Source organism: Sorangiineae bacterium MSr11954 (assembly GCA_037157815.1).
Taxonomy (GTDB): Bacteria; Myxococcota_A; Polyangia; order Polyangiales; family Polyangiaceae; genus Pendulispora; species Pendulispora albinea.
Genome location: CP089984.1, coordinates 3,820,799 through 3,836,231, shown reverse-complemented (window position 1 = coordinate 3,836,231; position 15,433 = coordinate 3,820,799). Strand labels below are relative to the sequence as shown.

Annotated in this window: 13 protein-coding genes; all 13 read right to left on the bottom strand. The window is 66.0% G+C overall.

Annotated features, from left to right (window positions below; genetic code table 11):
- Nucleotides 1-101 precede the first annotated feature (101 nt).
- Entirely contained in the window at nt 102-920 is an 819-nt protein-coding gene (locus LZC94_15265) for an IclR family transcriptional regulator (protein WXB18587.1), read from the bottom strand.
- A 13-nt stretch (nt 921-933) separates the two neighbouring features.
- Entirely contained in the window at nt 934-2,112 is a 1,179-nt protein-coding gene (locus LZC94_15260; protein ID WXB18586.1) for an acetyl-CoA C-acyltransferase, read from the bottom strand.
- The gene (locus LZC94_15255; GenBank protein ID WXB18585.1) at nt 2,105-4,195 is read right to left on the bottom strand and encodes a 3-hydroxyacyl-CoA dehydrogenase NAD-binding domain-containing protein; all 2,091 of its coding nucleotides are present in this window, start codon (nt 4,193-4,195) and stop codon (nt 2,105-2,107) included. The genes LZC94_15260 and LZC94_15255 overlap by 8 nt, the downstream gene beginning before the upstream one ends.
- A gap of 2 nt (nt 4,196-4,197) precedes the next feature.
- The gene (locus LZC94_15250) at nt 4,198-5,898 is read right to left on the bottom strand and encodes a long-chain fatty acid--CoA ligase (protein WXB18584.1); all 1,701 of its coding nucleotides are present in this window, start codon (nt 5,896-5,898) and stop codon (nt 4,198-4,200) included.
- Nucleotides 5,899-5,964: 66 nt separating this feature from the next.
- A complete protein-coding gene (locus LZC94_15245; GenBank protein ID WXB18583.1) occupies nt 5,965-7,173 on the bottom strand; it encodes an acyl-CoA dehydrogenase family protein in 1,209 nt (402 codons plus the stop codon).
- Nucleotides 7,170-8,039, bottom strand: a complete 870-nt coding sequence (locus LZC94_15240; GenBank protein WXB18582.1) for an SDR family NAD(P)-dependent oxidoreductase — start codon at nt 8,037-8,039, stop codon at nt 7,170-7,172. Before LZC94_15240 ends, LZC94_15245 begins: the two co-directional genes overlap by 4 nt.
- A 62-nt stretch (nt 8,040-8,101) precedes the next feature.
- Nucleotides 8,102-8,809: a histidine phosphatase family protein gene (locus tag LZC94_15235; GenBank protein ID WXB18581.1), complete on the bottom strand. Its 708-nt coding sequence runs from the start codon at nt 8,807-8,809 to the stop codon at nt 8,102-8,104.
- 7 nt (nt 8,810-8,816) lie between these two features.
- Nucleotides 8,817-9,677: an SDR family oxidoreductase gene (locus LZC94_15230; GenBank protein WXB18580.1), complete on the bottom strand. Its 861-nt coding sequence runs from the start codon at nt 9,675-9,677 to the stop codon at nt 8,817-8,819.
- A 12-nt stretch (nt 9,678-9,689) separates the two neighbouring features.
- Nucleotides 9,690-10,475 carry an enoyl-CoA hydratase gene (locus LZC94_15225; protein ID WXB18579.1) on the bottom strand — a complete coding sequence of 262 codons (786 nt, stop codon included), beginning with the start codon at nt 10,473-10,475 and terminating at the stop codon, nt 9,690-9,692.
- Complete coding sequence (locus LZC94_15220) at nt 10,475-12,268, bottom strand: acyl-CoA dehydrogenase (protein WXB18578.1); 1,794 nt, start codon at nt 12,266-12,268, stop codon at nt 10,475-10,477. Before LZC94_15220 ends, LZC94_15225 begins: the two co-directional genes overlap by 1 nt.
- Nucleotides 12,261-13,421 (bottom strand): acyl-CoA dehydrogenase, encoded by a 1,161-nt coding sequence (locus tag LZC94_15215; protein ID WXB18577.1) that lies wholly within the window; start codon nt 13,419-13,421, stop codon nt 12,261-12,263. The genes LZC94_15220 and LZC94_15215 overlap by 8 nt, the downstream gene beginning before the upstream one ends.
- 28 nt (nt 13,422-13,449) lie before the next feature.
- Nucleotides 13,450-14,649, bottom strand: coding sequence for an acyl-CoA dehydrogenase family protein (locus tag LZC94_15210; protein WXB18576.1), 1,200 nt, complete (start codon nt 14,647-14,649; stop codon nt 13,450-13,452).
- A 236-nt stretch (nt 14,650-14,885) separates the two neighbouring features.
- Entirely contained in the window at nt 14,886-15,278 is a 393-nt protein-coding gene (locus LZC94_15205) for a hypothetical protein (GenBank protein WXB18575.1), read from the bottom strand.
- Nucleotides 15,279-15,433: the final 155 nt, after the last annotated feature.

The following is a 15,433-nucleotide window of genomic DNA, read 5'->3' as shown; positions in this document are numbered from 1 at the left end:
GGCGCCGCACCTCCGCATGAACATCGGAGCGCGGCAAGGCCGCGCACCTCCGCGTCCTGCAGATCACGACATCGTGGGTAGGTTTGCAACTCCTCGAGTCGTCAGCCGCCCATTTTGGCCTTGATGCGATCGCGCAGCTCGACGATCTTCGGCCCGATCTCCTGGATCATGCGCTCGCGCGTCATCTCTTGGGCGGGCCCGAAGCAGCTGATGGCGAGCAGCTTGCCGTCGCTCGGGAGCACCAGCGGCACCCCCACCGCCGAGACCCCTTTGTTCCACTCCCCGACCGAGAAGCAGAAGCCGTATTTGTCGTAGTCCTCCACCGCGCGCCGCAGGCCCTTCTGAATCGGCGGCCACTCCTCCTGCGGCACGTTTTTCAGGTACGAGGCGAGGACGCGCGCGCGCTCCTCCTCCGACAGAGCCACATGCCCGGCCCGCCCCAGCGCCGTGGTGCCCCGCGGCACCCGCTCGCCCACCTCCAGGCTGAGACGAAAGAGCTGGTGCCCATGGCAGATCTCGATGAACACCATTTGATCGCTGTCGCGCGCCGCCAGCGCCACGGTGGAGTGCACCTGCTCGGCGAGCTCCTGCATCAACGGCCGCGCTATGCCTCGAACATCGAGGCCGGCGAGGAAATGCTGGGCCAGGGAAAGCACGCCGATGCCCAAGGAGTATTTCTCCTCGGCCGGCAGAAATTCCAGATAACCCAGTTGCGTCAGCGTATAGCAAATTCGCCCGATGGTCGATTTGGGGAGCCCCGTGCGGCGGGCGATCTCCCGAACACCGAGGTACCGTTCACGGGGCTTGAAGCTGCGGAGGACGGCGAACGCGCGCGCGACCGCGGTAATGAAATCGGGGCTGTCATCGGCGGCCAGCGCGTCGGCGGCCGTCGTCCCCAGTCGAGTAGCTTTTGCGATCATGGGGGGCTCCTTGTCATGCCACTTCGAAAAGACCGGCCGCGCCTTGTCCGCCGCCGATGCACATGGTTACCACGACGTACTTCACCCCCCTGCGCCGGCCCTCGATCAGCGCGTGGCCAACCAATCGCGAGCCGGTGACGCCGTAGGGATGCCCCACGGCAATCGCACCACCATTGACGTTGAGGCGATCGTCGGGGATCCCCAGTCGATCGCGGCAATAAATCACTTGTACGGCGAAAGCTTCGTTGAGCTCCCAAAGGCCGATATCCGAGGCCGAGAGGCCGGCGCGCGCGAGCAGCTTGGGCACGGCAAAGACAGGCCCGATGCCCATCTCGTCGGGCTCGCACCCGCTCACGGCAAAGCCGCGGAAGATCCCGAGCGGCCGCAGCCCGCGCTTTTCGGCCAAGGCCGAGCTCATGACCACGCACGCCGAGGCGCCGTCGGAAAATTGGCTGGCGTTGCCGGCCGCGATCACCCCGCCGGGGAGGGCCGGCCGGATCTTGGAGACGCCCTCGAACGTGGTGTCCGGCCGGATGCCCTCGTCGGCCGCCGTGGTCACCTCTTTCGTGAAGAGGCGCCCGGTGGCCTTGTCGGCCAGGGCGGCCAAGGTGGTGATGGGCACGATCTCGTCATCGAACTTGCCCGAGGCGGCGGCCGCGGCCGCGCGCCTTTGACTCTGCACGCCGTATTCGTCCTGCCGCTCGCGCGAAATGCCATATCGCTTGGAAACCGTCTCCGCCGTCTGCAGCATGGGCCAGTAGATTTCCGGCTTGTTGTCCAAAAGCCAGCGCTCGTGGATCATGTGCCGGTTTGCCTCGTTCTGGACGCAGGAGATGGACTCCACGCCGCCCGCCACGATGATCTCGCCCTCGCCGCTTTGAATCCGCTGCGCGGCCAGCGCGATGCTCTGCAACCCCGACGAGCAAAAGCGATTGACGGTCATGCCGGGCACGGTCACCGGCAAGCCCGCGCGCAGCACCACCTGACGCCCGATGTTCACCCCCGTGGCGCCTTCGGGGTTCGCGCAACCCATAACCACATCTTCGATCTCGGGGCCCTCGACCCCTGCGCGGGAGATGGCCGCCTTCACCACGTGCGCCCCCAAGGTAGCGCCATGGGTCATGTTGAACGCACCCCGCCAGGATTTGGTGAGCCCCGTGCGGGCGGTGGATGCGATGACGGCGTCAACCATGGAAAGTCCTCCCCTCGGCCGCAAGACGCGCCAAGAGCGGCGCCGGTTCCCAGAAGCTCCGGTCACCCCGCGCCGTGCGCCCGAAGCGTCGCATGGCGGAGAGCACATTCGGTAGCCCTTGCTCATCCGCATAGAGCATCGGCCCGCCACGGTACAGCGGAAAGCCGTAACCAGAGACATACACGACGTCGATATCGGACGCACGCTGCGCAATGCCCTCCTCGACGATCTGGGCCCCTTCGTTCACGAGCGCAAAGATGCAGCGCGCGACGATCTCCTCGTCCGATATGGCCCGACGCGCGGCGCCGATCTCGTTCGAATACGCGATCACCAACTCGTCCACCGCCGGATCGGGGATCGCATCGCGCTGCCCGGGCTCGTACCGATACCACCCCTTTCCGGTCTTCTGCCCGAAACGACCCAGCTCGCAAATCCGATCGCCAATTTTCGAGTACACGATCTCCGGATATTCGACGTAGCGCCGTTTGCGGATGGCCCAGCCGATGTCATTTCCAGCGAGATCGTTCATGCGGAATGGCCCCATCGCCATGCCCCATCGCTCCAGCGCCCGATCCACCTGCGCGGGCAGCGCCCCTTCCTCCAGCAGAAGCGCGGCCTGCAGCCCATAGCGCTCGATCATGCGATTGCCGATGAAACCATCGCACACCCCGGACACGACCGCCGTCTTTCCAATCTTCTTGGCCACATCCATCACCGTGGCCAGCACGTCCTTGCCCGTGGCCTTGCCGCGCACCACCTCCAAGAGCTTCATCACATGGGCTGGGCTGAAGAAGTGCATTCCAACGATGTCGGCCGGCCGCTTGGTAAAGGCGGCAATCTTATCGAGATCGAGGGTCGATGTGTTGCTCGCCAGGATGGCCCCCGGCTTCATCACCGCATCCAGCTTGGTAAACACGCCTTGTTTGACCGCCAAGTCCTCGAACACGGCCTCGATCACCAAGTCGGCATTCGCCAGATCCTCGTACGCGAGCGTACCCTGGATTCGGGCGATCCGCTCCTCCGCCTTATCGGCCGGGAGCTTTCCCTTTTTCACCGTGCTCTCATAATTCTTGCGAATGACGCCAAGGCCCTTTCCGAGCGCCTCTTCCTTGGCCTCCAGCACGGTGACGGGGATGCCCGCATTGGCAAAGCACATGGCGATGCCGCCGCCCATGGTCCCCGCGCCCACGATCGCCACGCGCTGGATCGGCCGCCCCTTGGTCTCCGGGGGAACATCGGCGATCTTGCTCGCCGCCCGCTCCGCGAAGAAGAGGTGCCGCAGGGCGCGCGACTCGGGGGTCGCCATCAGCCGCTGAAAGAGCTCCCCTTCTTTGCGCAGCCCCACCTCGAACGGCTCGGTGGACGCCGCCACCGCGTCCACACACCCGAGCGGCGCCGGAAAGTTCTTGGCCATGGCCGCGACGGTATTGCGTGCAAACTGCACGAATCCTTCGGGGTTGGGGTGCTCCACCGCCGCGTCGCGCAGCTTCTTCAAGGGCCGCTTCTCGCGCACGATTTCCTCGGCGAACGCCACGGCGCCGGTCACCAAGTCGCCGTCGATCAGCCGATCGAACAGCGCGGTGCCCGCGAGCTTCTCCGAGAGCACCGGCTCCCCGGAGGCGATCATGTTCAGCGCCGCCTCCAGCCCGATGGCGCGCGGCAAGCGCTGGGTGCCGCCGGCGCCGGGGAGGAGGCCGAGCTTCACCTCCGGCAGCGCAATTTTGGCCCCAGCGGCCGCCACCCGAAAATGGGCACCCAGCGCCAGCTCCAACCCGCCGCCCATGGCCACCGCGTGAATGGCGGCGATCACCGGCTTGGTGCTCGCCTCCAGCGCCCGGATCACGGACCGCAACATGGGCTCCGCGAGCTGCTTTCCGCTTTTGAACTCGGTGATGTCGGCGCCGCCCGAGAACGCCTTCCCCGCGCCCGTGAGGACCACCGCCGACACCTCGGGATCGGCCTCCGCGCGCTCCAGGCCTTCGCAGATCCCCAGGCGAACGGCGTGACCCAGGCCGTTCACGGGCGGGTTATCCAGGGTGATCACGGCGACCGTGCCGCGTCGCTCGTAGTGTGTAGCCGGCATCGTCAAAGCCTCGCTTTCGCTTCTTCCTCGTAGAGTTCCTTTTTGGAGAGCTTGCCCACCAACGTCTTCGGCAGCTCCGCGCGGATGGCCATCGCCTTGACCATCTCGTGCTTGCCCACCCGGCCCTCGAGAAAGGCCTGGAGCTCCTCCAGGGTCGGCTCCTTGGCCCCCGGCTTCAGCTTGATGAACGCCTTGGGCACTTGCCCGCGCCGATCGTCGTGAACGCCGATGACGGTGACCTCGGCCACCGCGGGGTGCTCGTAGATGGCGTCCTCGATGGTGCGCGGGTACACGTTGAAGCCGCCGCAGAGGAGCATGTCCTTGGTGCGGTCGACGATGTACACGAAGCCGTCGCGGTCCATGTAGCCGACATCCCCCGTGCGAAAGAATCCGTTTTTGGTGCGGGAGGTGGCGGTGGCCGCGGGGTTCTTCCAATAGCCCAACATCACGTTGGGGCCTTTGACGCAAATCTCGCCCCGCTGCCCCAAGGGCACCGTCTCGTTCGGATTTTCCACATTGGCGAACTCGAACGAAATGCCCGGCATCGGCAGCCCGCACGACCCCAGGCGCGGCTCGCGATCCATGGGGGTGAAGGTGCCCGTGGGCGAGGTCTCCGTCATGCCCCAGCCCTCGCACAAGAGACAGCCCGTCAAGCCACGGAAGCGCTGCTGCACCTCGCGCGGCAAGGGCGCTCCCCCCGAGCCGCAGAATTTCAGCGAGCTCAGATCGTGGTGCTCGATCCCGGGGTGGTGCAAAATGGCCGCGAACATGGTGGGCACGCCGGGAAAGACGGTGATCTTCTTGGCGGCGATGTCGCGCACCGCCGCCTCCACCTCGAAGCGCGCGTGCAGGACGATCTCGGCCCCCATGCGAATGCCAAACAGCATATCGACGGTCAGCGCGTAAATATGAAACAAGGGTAGCACCGCCAGAAACCGCTCCTGCCCCTCCTGGAGGATTCTCGGCTCCGCGCGCGCCGTCGTCCAATATTGATTGCACGCCACCGACAAATTGGCGTGGGTGAGCATCGCGCCCTTGGGCTGCCCGCTCGTTCCCCCCGTGTACTGGATGACGGCCACCCGCTCCGAGAGCTCCGCATCAGCCAGCGGCGTTGGCTCGCCATGGCCATCATTGGCCAACAAAGCCTCGAACGTCATGTGCCGATCATCCCATGCGATTTCGGCCAGGTGCCCCGCGGCCTCCAGCTTTTCGCGCACGGCATTGGGGGCTTCGGCCATCTCCGAGAGGGCGCCGACGACCAGCTTTCGCAGCCGCGTGCTCTGCAGAAGCTGCACCATCTGCGGATACAGGGATTTCACGTCGAGCGTGACCATGATGTCGGTCTCGCTGTCCTCGATTTTGTGCGCGAGCACCTTCTCGGTGTCGAGCGGCGAGTAGTTCACCACCGTGCCGCCCGCCTGGAGGATGCCGAAGAATGCCACCACGTAGTGCGGCGTATTTGGCAGATACAGACCCACGTTCACCCCGGGCTTTACGCCCAGCGCGCGAAAGCCGTTGGCGGCGCGCCGCACCATGGCCGAGAGCTCCCGGTACGTGCGCTTCTTTCCCATGAAGTCGAGGGCGGGGTGGTCGGGCCAGCGCGCCACCGCGTCCTCCAGGATCTGCCAAACGGTTGTACGTACAATCTCGTGGTCATGGCTCAATCCGGCCGGGTACGATGGGATCCAAGGTAATTCGGACATCGTTCGCCTCCTCTTCCGGGTTCCGGGTGGGTTTCGGCGGCTCTCGGGATTTCCTGGTGGCAGCGGCTACATTTGGTACTTGGCCAACTCCATTTTACCGATGGCGTTGCGATGCACCTCGTCCGGCCCATCGGCAAAGCGAAGGGTCCGCGCCTGCGCGTAATTGTAGGCGAGTGTAAAATCGCCGGATAGACCTGCTGCACCATGGGCCTGGATGGCCCAATCGATCACCTGGCACGCCATATTGGGGGCGGCCACCTTGATCATCGCGATTTCCTTCCGCGCGACTTTGTTCCCCACCGTATCCATCATGTAAGCGGCATTCAGCACCAAAAGACGCGCTTGGTCGATAAGAATACGCGACTCGGCGATCCGTTCTAGGGTCACGGTCTGCTCGGCAATCGGCTTGCCAAAGGCAACACGCGACAAAGTGCGCTTGCACATGTCCTCGAGCGCCCGCTCGGCCAAACCGATGAGCCGCATGCAATGGTGGATTCGTCCCGGTCCCAGCCTCCCCTGCGCGATCTCGAAGCCGCGGCCCTCGCCCAAAAGCAGGTTTTCGGCCGGAACGCGCACGTTCTCGAACAGGACCTCGGCGTGTCCGTGCGGTGCGTCGTCGTAGCCGAACACGGTGAGGTTGCGCACGACGGTCAGACCCGCCGCGTCGCGCGGCACGAGGATCATCGATTGACGCAGGTGCCGGTTGGGGTGCTCGGGCTCCGTCTGCCCCATCACGATGAACAGCTTGCACCGCGGATCGCTGGCCCCCGAAGACCACCATTTCCGTCCGTTGATGATGTAGTGGTCACCATCGGGCACGATGCGGCTCTCGATGTTGGTGGCGTCGCTGGAGGCCACCAGGGGCTCGGTCATCGCAAAGGCGGAACGAATCTTTCCATCGAGCAGCGGCGCGAGCCATTGCTCCTTCTGCTCGGGGGTGCCATAGCGCTCGATCGTCTCCATGTTGCCCGTGTCGGGCGCCGAACAGTTGAAGACCTCGGGCGCCCAAATCACGCGGCCCATGATCTCGCACAGCGGCGCGTACTCCAGGTTGGTGAGCCCCGCGCCGCGCTTGGAGTCGGGCAGGAAGAGGTTCCAGAGGCCCTCCGCGCGCGCCTCTTCTTTGAGCGCCTCCAGGATCGAGACGGGCTGCCATCGATCGCCGCGCGCCACCTCTTCGTAGAAGGGCCTCTCGTTGGGGTAGATATGGCGCTCCATGAAGGCGTGGAGGCGGCCGCGTAGCTCCTGGGTCTTGGCCGAGTATTCGAAGTTCACCGGGGCTCTCCTTTCGCGCCGACGGGGACGGTGTTCGTGGGGTTGCGGTCATCCAAAATGTCGCGCATGCGGGTCTCGATGGCCGCCTTGATCTTGCCGTGGGGCAGCACGTAGAAGCGCTCCTGGGCGATGGCCTCCAGGGTGACGGCGGCGACGTCGGCCGCGGTGAGCTTCCCGGCGAGCAGGGCCCTGCGCAAGATGATGTCGTATTCGGAGGCGTGCGGGTTGGTGGCGCGCAGCTCCTGGGGGCGATTGCGGTCGGAGTCGGCGATGCCCGTGTTGACGTAAGCCGGGCAGAGCACGGAGACGCCGAGGGTGGAGCCGGCCACGCGCAGATCGTGGTGGAGGCACTCCGAGAGGGTGACGACCGCGTGCTTGCTCACGCAATAGACGCTGCTGCCGGGCACCGAGACCAGGCCGGCCACCGACGCGGTGTTCACCACGTGCCCCTCCCCGTTTTGCGCGATCATGCGCGGCACGAAGTGGCGGATGCCGTGCACCACGCCCATCACATTGATGCCGAGCACCCACTGCCAATCCTCCGCCGTGGTGGTCCACGCGGGGCCCAGCACCCCCACGCCGGCGTTGTTGAAGAGCAAATGCACGGCGCCGAACCGCTCGAACGCGCGCTCCGAGAGCTCCCGAACCTGCTCGTCTTTGGAGACGTCGCAGCGCACGGAGAGCGCTGCGGCACCCGAGGGCGCGAGGAGAGGCGCGAGCAGCTCGCCGGTGGCCGCGGTCCCCTCTTCGTCCACGTCGGCCAACACCACCGACATTCCGGCGCGCGCGCACGAGAGCGCGAGCTCCCGCCCGATACCGCTGGCGGCCCCGGTCACGACGGCGATCCTTCCATGGAAATCTTTCATTCGATCGGTTTCCTTCCCGGGCGCTCCATGGGTGCGCGGGCCAAAGGGTCCACCCGATGCCACTATCGGTAGGTGACGATCGGCGGCTGCCCCGCGCGTTCCAAGTGCGAAAAGTTGTTGAGGTAATTGAGGCTGATTCGATCGGGGCGATAGCGCAGGGCGGTGACCGCGCTGTTGGCCATGGGCCAATTGAGATCGAACGCGCGCCGATCGGGCAGCTCCAGCAAGTGCTGGCAGATGGCCGTGATCGGGCCGCCCGACGTAAAGACGGCGAGGGTGCGCGAGGGCCCCGCGCCCTGCACCAGGCGCTCGAGCCCCAACACGCAGCGGGCGCGGAAGGCGTTCCACGATTCGCGGTACTCGCCGTCGTGCTGGCCGGCCACCCAGCGCTCCACCGCGCCCTCGAACAGCTCCTGAAAGGCGCGGTACGGGTGCGAGCTCTGGGCCAGGTGCTGCGCGAGCGCGCTTCGCTCGGCGAGCTCGGGCCGGTAGCGTGTGAGGACATGGTCGCCGTCGAACTCGTCGAAGCCCGCGTCGACGATGGGCGCCTCCGTCCCTCGAAGCTCCGTGGGCAGCTCGGCCAGGGCCGCCTCGGCGGTCTGGCGATGGCGCTGCATATGGCCCATCGCCACCCTATCGATGGTGCGTCCGCGGCGCGCGAGCCAGCGCCCGAGCAGGCGCGATTGCTCGAGCCCCAGCTCGGAGAGGCAATCGTAGTTCGCGCTGCCGAACGACGCTTGCGCGTGCCGGATCAGAAGAATGTCGCCCATGACGCCGTCAGGATCCGGGCGGGGCCTTGCCCGACCCTTTGCGCGGTACCAGGGACTCCACCGCTTGGTTCCACAGCGCGGAGCCGATCAAGTTGGAGCCGCCGTCGACCGAGAGCACCGTGCCGGTGATGTACGCGGCGAACGGCGACGCCAGGAACACCGCCGCGTGACCGATCTCGTCCACCGTGCCATACCGCCCGAGGGGGATCGCGCCCTTGGCGCGCGTATCGTGCTCGGGCGACGAGAGACGGCGCATGCCCTCTGTGTCCTCGATGGGCCCGGGCACGATGGTGTTGCTACGGATTCCGTAGCGGCCCCACTCGAGCGCCAGGTTCTTCATCAAATTATCGATGCCCGCCTTGGCGGCCCCCACGTGCACCTGGAAGGCGTGCGGCATGAACGACTGGCCGGCCGAGATGAACAGGATGGAGCCGCGCGTCTTCTTCAATTGCTCGAAGGCGGCGCGCGACGCGTTGAAGGAGCCGAGCAAATCGATGTCGATGACCGCCTTGAACCCGTTGGGGCTCAAGTCCTCCGCGGGGCAGAGGAAATTGCCGGCGGCGCCGCACACCAGGACGTCCACCGGCCCCACCTCCGCCTCCGTGCGGCCCAGCGCCTTTTCCAGCGCCGCGTAGTCGCGCACGTCGGCGGCCACCGGGAGCACCTTGCCGCCGAGGTGCGCGCTCAGCGCCGCGAGCTCGGCGGCCGCGCGATCGAGCTTCTCCTGGGTGCGCCCGCAGATGGCCAAGCTCGCGCCCAGGGCCGCGAAGTTGCGGGCGACGCCGAGGTTGATCCCGCTGCCACCCCCGGTCACGAAGACGGTCTTACCTCGGAAGAGATCCTTGGGGAGATATTGCTGAACGAGCATGGAATGCCTCCTTCATTGAAAACGCGAATAGTCGGGGCGGCGTTTCTCGAGGAAGGCGGTGAGCGCCTCTTTGGATTCGGCCGAGGCCAGCCGGTCGCCGAACTCGTGGGCCTCCTCGATCATCGCCTTTTCGATCTGCGGAACGAGCTTGGCCTTGAGCAGCGACTTGGTGGCGAGCAGCGCGGCGCGCGGCTTTTGGGCCAGGGTGCGGGCCTTGGCCATGGCGTGCGTGCCCACGTCCACGTCGGCCACCACGCTGTTGATCAAGCCCATGGAGAGCGCCTCCTCGGCCGAAAATTTGTCGCCGAAGAGGAGCAGCTCGCTGGCCCGCTTCTGCCCGACCAACAGCGGGAGCAGGAGGCTGGATCCGGCCTCCGGGCACAGCGCCAAGTTGACGAAGGGCATCGCGAACTCCGCGCCTTGGCCCGCGATGACGTAGTCGCAATGAAGGAGCAGGGTGGTGCCGATCCCAATGGCCGCCCCGGTCACCGCCGCCAAAACGGGTTTCTTGGCGTACATCAAGTTTCGCAAAAACTGAAAGACGGGCGCGTCCTCGGTGGCCGCCTCCGGGTGCTGCAGGAAGTCGGCGATGTCGTTGCCGCTGGTGAAGATCTGCGGCTGGCCGTGGATGAGGATGACGCGCACGGCGCGATCGCGCTCGGCCTCCGCCAGCGCCTTGGCCATGCCCGCGTACATGGCCTGGGTGAGCGCGTTCTTCTTCTCGGGGCGGCGAATCTCGATGCGCTGCACCCCGTCGGCGACCTCGGTGACGATATGGGACATGTCGTGCGTATTCATCAGAACCAACCCTCCTGCATCTCGAGGCAGCTCGTGTCCAGGCTGCGCAAGAGCGTGTGTTGGGGTCCCGTCTTGGGGAGCTCCCAATGGAAGAAGTACCGCGCTGCCCCGAGCTTACCGCGGTAAAAGTCGCCCTCCGCCCCGTCCGCCGACCGCTTTGGCCACGCCACGAGGGCCTGCTTCAGCCAAATCCAAGCCATCACCGTATGACCGAACATATCGAGGTAGACGCTCGCATTGGCCAGCCCCAGCTCCGGGTTCTTGGCCATGGCGCCGCCGAGGACCCGCGTGGTCTCCACGAGGCGCTCCCACGCATCGGACAGGTGCGCGGCGTGCTGCGCGAGCTCCGCGTCCTCGCAGCCGCGCGCGGCGAGGACCGTCTCGGCGAGGGCGCGCCCGAAGAGCCGCAGGGGCGCGCCGTTCTCGGCGATCACTTTGCGGCCCAGGAGGTCGAGCGCTTGGATTCCGCTGGTGCCCTCGTGGATCTCGTTGAGGCGGTTGTCGCGGAAAAACTGCTCGACGGCGTACTCGCGCGTGTACCCGTAGCCGCCGTGCACCTGAATCGCCAGGCTGTTGGCCTCCACGCCGTAGCGCGAGGGCCATGTCTTCACGATGGGCGTCAGCAGATCGAGCAAGAGCCGCGCCTCGCGGCGCTCCTCGTCGGTGGCCGCGTACTTTTGCCGGTCGACCAGGAGCCCGGCGTAGAGGCACAACGCGAGCGCGCCCTCCACGTACGCCTTTTGCGCGAGCAGCATGCGCCGCACGTCGGCGTGGCGGATGATGGGCACCGGCGGCGCGTGCGGATCCTTGCCGGACCTTCCTTGGAGACGCTCGCGCGCATAATCGAGCGCGTGAAGGTAGCCCGTGTAGCCGAGCATGGCGGCGCCGAGGCCCACGCCGACCCGCGCGGCGTTCATCATCTGGAACATGTACGTGAGGCCGCGATGGGGCTCGCCCACCAGCTCGCCCGCGCACCCGTCGTTCTCACCGAAGTTGAGCATCGTGGAGGTGGTGCCGCGGTAGCCCATTTTGTGAATGAGCCCCGCGAGCGCCACGTCGTTCTTGGCGCCGAGGCGCCCTTCGGAGTCGACCCGATACTTGGGGACGATGAACAACGAGATGCCTTTGACCCCGGGCGGCGCGCCCGGGATGCGGGCGAGCACCATGTGCACGATGTTGTCCGAGAGCTCGTGATCGCCGCCGGAGATGAAGATCTTGTTCCCCTTGATGGCGTAGGTGCCGTCGGGCCGCGGGGTGGCGGAGGTCTCCACGTCGGCCAAGGACGATCCGGCCTGCGGCTCGGTGAGCACCATGGTGCCGAAATAGCGGCCGGTGAGCATGGGCGCGAGGTAGCGCGCTTTCTGCTCGGGCGAGCCGAACTCGTGGATCAAATCGGCGGCGCCGGCGGTGAGGGTGGCGTACGCGTCGACCGCCACATTGGCGCCGCGGAAGATGGCGTAGCACGCCAGGGTGACGCAATACGGCAGCTGCATGCCGCCTTGCGCTTCATCGTACATGGCGGCGATGAAGCCAGCCTGGGCGAAGGCGTCGATCGCCTCCTTCACCTCGGGGATGACGTGGACCCGCTCCCCGTCGAAGTGCGGCTCGTTGGCGTCGCATTTGCGGTTGCACGGGGCGAACTTCTGCTCGGCGATCGCGAGGGCGGTGCCGATGGCGCTGGCGAAGGTCTGGCGCGAGTGCTCGGCGAAGCGCGGGTAGCGCGTGAGCTCTTCGACCTGCAAGAGATCGTAGAGGACGAAGTCGAGATCGCGCCGGTCGATGATCTTATCCATCGACCCGCCCCCGGCGTTCCATTTGGTCGCTGAAGCGAGCCAGGTGGTGCTCGGCGTCACCGAAGGTCAAATTGATGGCCGTGAGCCGCTTGAAATGGTGGCTGACCTCCAGCTCGTCGGTGACCCCCATGCCGCCGTGCAATTGGATCGCCTGTTGGCCCACGAAGCGGCTCGATTGTCCGACCAGAGCTTTGGCCGCCGAGAGGGCGCGGCGCCGCTCCGCCGGATCCGAAGCGTGGACCTTGACCGCGGCCAGATACGACATGGAGCGCGCTTGCTCGGTGTGGATGAACATGTCGGCCATGCGGTGCTGCAGGACCTGGAACTTGCCGATCGGCACGCCGAACTGCTTGCGCGTCTTTACGTACTCGAGGGTCTGCGCGTTGAGCGCGCCCATACACCCCACCGCCTCCGCGCACAGCGCCGCGATGGCAAAATCGACGACCCGCTCGATGCCCGGGAGCGCCCGCCCCTCCTCGCCGAGGCGCGCCTCGTCCGCGACGGTCACCGCGTCCAGCGCCACCTCGGCCGCGCGCTGTCCGTCTTGCGTGGGGTAGTCGCGAAGGCTCACCCCGGGCGCGCGGGCATCGACGAGGAACAGCGATATCCCCTCCGCGTCGCCCGCCTCGCCCGAGGTGCGCGCGGAGACGATGAAGCGATCGGCGCTCCCGCCGTGCAGGACCACCGTCTTCTTGCCGGTGAGCGCGTACTGGGCGGGGCCTTTGCGTGCGGCGCGCGCGGACACGTGCTCCAGCTCGTAGCGGCTGCCTTGCTCGTAGTGGGCAAACGCAAAGAGCTTTTGCCCCGCGGCGATGGCCGGCAAGAGCTCGCTCTTTTGCGCCTCGTTCCCCAATTCGCGCAAGAGCCCGCCCGAGAGGACGACGGAGGACAGGTACGGCTCGACCACCAGCCCGCGGCCGAAGGCCTCCATGACGAGGAGCGTGTCCACCGCGCCGCCGCCGAACCCTCCGTGGGCCTCGGGGATGGTGAGCCCGAGCAGGCCCAGCTCCGCGAACTTCTCCCAGGTCGCGCGCCGGAACCCCAGCGGCTCTTTCACGATCTGACGGCGCGTCTCGAAGCCGTATTCTTTGGCGATGAAGCGATCGAGGACATCGCGCAGCTGCTTTTGCTCTTCGGTGAATTGAAAGTCCATGGTCGGTGGATCTCCCTGGGCGCCGCGCCTAGAGCCCGAGGATCATCTGGGCGATGATGTTTCGTTGAATTTCATTGGAGCCGCCGTAAATGGTCACCTTGCGCTCGTTGAAATAGCGCCCGGCGAGGGATGCATGGGAGTCGTCCAACAAGGGATCGGGCTCCCACCCGGCCTCCAGGGCGTCCGGCAAATACGGCATCGCATGGTGCCCCACGGCCAGGAGCATCAGCTCCGAGATGGATTGCTGAATCTCCGAGCCCCGAATCTTGAGCAGCGACGCCTCGGGCGCCGGCCGATGGCGCCGCTCCGATTCGGCGGCCAGCACGCGGAGGCAGGTGATCTCCAGCGCCATCAGCTCGATCTCGATCTGCGCGATGCGATCGCGGAAGCGCGGATCTTCGAGGAGCGGGCGGCCGCCTTGGCGCTGCTCGTTGGCGATGCGTTTGAGCCGGAGCAGCTCGCGCTTGGAGCGGCCCACGGCGGCGATGCCGGTGCGCTCGTGGCCGAGGAGGTATTTGGCGTACGTCCAGCCTTTGTTCTCCTCGCCGACGAGGTTCTCCACCGGCACCTCCACGTTCTCCAGCCACACCTCGTTCACCTCGTGGGCGCCGTCGAGCATGCGGATGGGGCGCACTTCGATCCCGGGTGAGCTCATCTCCATGAGCAAGAACGAGATCCCCGCCTGCGGCCGCGCCTGAGGATCGGTGCGCACCAGGCAGAAGATCCAATTGGCATATTGGCCCAAGGTGTTCCACGTCTTGACGCCGTTGACCACGTAGCGATCGCCTCTGCGCTCGGCGCGCGTTTGGAGCGACGCGAGATCCGAGCCGGAGCCGGGCTCCGAGTAGCCCTGGCACCACCAATCGTCACCCGACAGAATGCGCGGTAAGAATCGCTGGTGTTGGGCGGGGCTGCCAAAGGCCATGATGACCGGGCCGACCATGTGCAGGCCAAAGGGCAAGAGCGTGGGCGCGCCCGCGAGGGCACACTCCTCCTCGAAGATATGGCGCTCCACGGGGCTCCACCCGGTGCCGCCGAACTCGCGCGGCCAGCTGTAACCAATCCAGCCTTTGCGGTGGAGGATGCGGTGCCATTCGAGGGTGTCGTCCTTGGTGAGGTGCTTGGCGTGAAGCACCTTCTCCGACAACGCGGGCGGCAGATTCGCGCGCACGAACGCGCGCACCTCGTCGCGAAATGCCTGCTCTTCGGCTGTGAAATTCAGATCCATGGCCTTCTCCGAACCCCGCACGCGAGGAGATGCTTTTGGCGGACGGCTTGTTTTTGGGTGAACGGGCGCTGTCCCGATTAACGGGACACTGTCCCGGTCAATGGAAATAGATATGCGGGACAGCCGATGGGGTGTCAAGGATCACACCCGGCGGCGTCCCGCATTTTGGAGCGCGAGCGTTTCGAGTAGCTCGAGCGAATCACGGCTTCGTCGTTCGAAGCCAATCCGCGCGCGAATCAGGAATTGAAATAAGCGCGCACCGAGCTGTCGGTGAGGACGCGGAAGGAGCGCACATGCATGTAGGCGGTGGCCACGGCCATGCCGGCGGCGAGCAGCGCCGCGAACGAGAGCTCGCCGAAGAACGAGAGCACGAGCTTTCCGGCTGCGATCGTTCCGAACAGGGTGCCGCAGCCCGACCAGATCAAGAGGATGAAGCGGGTGACGGCGCCCTTGGCCAGGAGGCGGCGGCCGATGAAGAACACGAAGGTCAGGGAGGCGAGAAAGCAGATGAACCCCCACGCCAGGGTGAAGAACCCGAGCCCTTTTTCCAGAATGGCGAACAAGGCCGAGAACGCTGTAAAGCCATACCAGCTGTTCGTAAGCGCCTCGATCTTTTGTCTCGCGGTCATGGCCAGCCTCCGAAGGTCCTTCCGAGTTTCTTCACGGTTTCTCTCTGGGGTGCACGTGCGCCCGCAGTATGTACGTTCTGCGGCCGCGAAAGATTTCCTGCAAGCTCAATTCGTTTCGCCTTGAAGGACGCCTTAACGATGCTTGCAGCATTCGG

Coding starts and splice junctions, on each gene's coding strand:
- LZC94_15265 (WXB18587.1), bottom strand. CDS start 920: ATGATCGCAAAAGCTACTCGACTGGGGACGACGGCCGCCGACGCGCTG.
- LZC94_15220 (WXB18578.1), bottom strand. CDS start 12,268: ATGGATAAGATCATCGACCGGCGCGATCTCGACTTCGTCCTCTACGAT.
- LZC94_15255 (WXB18585.1), bottom strand. CDS start 4,195: ATGCCGGCTACACACTACGAGCGACGCGGCACGGTCGCCGTGATCACC.
- LZC94_15260 (WXB18586.1), bottom strand. CDS start 2,112: ATGGTTGACGCCGTCATCGCATCCACCGCCCGCACGGGGCTCACCAAA.
- LZC94_15225 (WXB18579.1), bottom strand. CDS start 10,475: ATGAATACGCACGACATGTCCCATATCGTCACCGAGGTCGCCGACGGG.
- LZC94_15235 (WXB18581.1), bottom strand. CDS start 8,809: ATGGGCGACATTCTTCTGATCCGGCACGCGCAAGCGTCGTTCGGCAGC.
- LZC94_15240 (WXB18582.1), bottom strand. CDS start 8,039: ATGAAAGATTTCCATGGAAGGATCGCCGTCGTGACCGGGGCCGCCAGC.
- LZC94_15210 (WXB18576.1), bottom strand. CDS start 14,649: ATGGATCTGAATTTCACAGCCGAAGAGCAGGCATTTCGCGACGAGGTG.
- LZC94_15230 (WXB18580.1), bottom strand. CDS start 9,677: ATGCTCGTTCAGCAATATCTCCCCAAGGATCTCTTCCGAGGTAAGACC.
- LZC94_15250 (WXB18584.1), bottom strand. CDS start 5,898: ATGTCCGAATTACCTTGGATCCCATCGTACCCGGCCGGATTGAGCCAT.
- LZC94_15205 (WXB18575.1), bottom strand. CDS start 15,278: ATGACCGCGAGACAAAAGATCGAGGCGCTTACGAACAGCTGGTATGGC.
- LZC94_15215 (WXB18577.1), bottom strand. CDS start 13,421: ATGGACTTTCAATTCACCGAAGAGCAAAAGCAGCTGCGCGATGTCCTC.